This window comes from Mycobacterium sp. E3298 (genome assembly GCF_001666895.1).
GTDB lineage: Bacteria > Actinomycetota > Actinomycetes > Mycobacteriales > Mycobacteriaceae > Mycobacterium.
Genome location: NZ_LZJB01000033.1, coordinates 1 through 976, shown reverse-complemented (window position 1 = coordinate 976; position 976 = coordinate 1). Strand labels below are relative to the sequence as shown.

The 976-nt window shown below is 71.2% G+C and carries 1 protein-coding gene and 3 pseudogenes; 2 read left to right on the top strand and 2 right to left on the bottom strand.

Translation table 11 applies throughout. The features are described from left to right. A pseudogene (locus A9X05_RS29120) lies at positions 1–81 on the bottom strand (MogA/MoaB family molybdenum cofactor biosynthesis protein); the annotation flags it as partial. Here A9X05_RS29120 and A9X05_RS01485 point away from each other — a divergent pair. Together A9X05_RS01485 and A9X05_RS01480 are read left to right on the top strand one after the other, a co-directional pair. After that, positions 74–268: pseudogene (locus tag A9X05_RS01485) on the top strand (molybdenum cofactor biosynthesis protein B); the annotation flags it as partial. The pseudogenes A9X05_RS29120 and A9X05_RS01485 sit on opposite strands and share 8 nt — an antisense overlap. After that, positions 265–690 carry a molybdenum cofactor biosynthesis protein MoaE gene (locus tag A9X05_RS01480; protein ID WP_067754920.1) on the top strand — a complete coding sequence of 142 codons (426 nt, stop codon included), beginning with the start codon at positions 265–267 and terminating at the stop codon, positions 688–690. The pseudogene A9X05_RS01485 and the gene A9X05_RS01480, both read left to right, overlap by 4 nt. Positions 691–768: 78 nt before the next feature. On the opposite strand, the pseudogene A9X05_RS01475 reads toward A9X05_RS01480, so the two are convergent. Then, positions 769–976 (bottom strand): annotated as a pseudogene (locus tag A9X05_RS01475) (resuscitation-promoting factor RpfA); the annotation flags it as partial.

Below are 976 nucleotides of genomic sequence, written 5' to 3'. Positions count from 1 at the left end.
CGGGATCATGTAGTCCAGCACGGCGACGGTCTGGTCGGGCGTGCCGTCGCTGGGCGAGATACCGGTGCCGCCCGACGCGATCCGCCGGTCGGGCCTGCCGAAGGTGCCCACGTCGGTGTTGTCCCGAGGGGTGTGCGGTGTGGCGGGACGGACCCTGATCGTCAACCTGCCCGGTTCGCCCGGTGGCGTGCGGGACGGCCTGGGCGTGCTCGACGACGTGCTCGATCACGCGCTCGATCAACTCGCCGGCGGAGACCACCAGCGATGACGCTGGTCGTCCGTGCGGCCATGACCGATCACCCGATCTTCCTGGCCGAGCACGAAGAGCTCGTGGCCCATCAGTCGGCGGGGGCTGTCGTCGGCTTCGTCGGCATGATTCGCGACCACGACGGCGGACGGCGGGTGGTGCGGCTGGAGTACTCCGCGCATCCGTCGGCCGAAGAGGTGTTGGCCAAGGTGGTCTCCGACGTCGCGGACCAGTCGACCGGGGTGCGCGCGGTCGCGGCCAGCCACCGGATCGGGGTGCTGCGCATCGGGGAGGCGGCGCTGGTGGCGGCGGTGGCGGCGGACCACCGTCACGCGGCGTTCGCCACCTGTGCGCAGCTGGTCGACGAGATCAAGGCGCGGCTACCGGTATGGAAGCACCAGTTCTTCGACGATGGGACCGAAGAATGGGTGGGCTCGGCCTAACGCCGTAGCGATTGGAGTGCCGGCACGCCCCGAAGCGAAAAACGTCCGAGGCGTGCCGGGCAGTCTTACGGGCGGGACTCAGGTGGCCGGGGCCGGCTGGGCGATCGCGTCGAGCGCGTCGTTGCCCTGGATGTCCTGAGCCCGGATGGCGTCCCACAGCTGCTTGGTGTAGCCGGCCGAGGAAACGTCCTGCGGCATGTTGGCCGGGACGAAACCGTGGAAGTCGGTGTCCACCGGCGCGTCGGCCGGGGGCGCCGGGGGCAGGTCCGCCGGGGGCGCCGGCCGA

What these genes read in the sequence shown, in the direction of transcription:
- A9X05_RS01480 (WP_067754920.1), top strand. Translation starts at nt 265, where the DNA reads ATGACGCTGGTCGTCCGTGCGGCCATGACCGATCACCCGATCTTCCTG.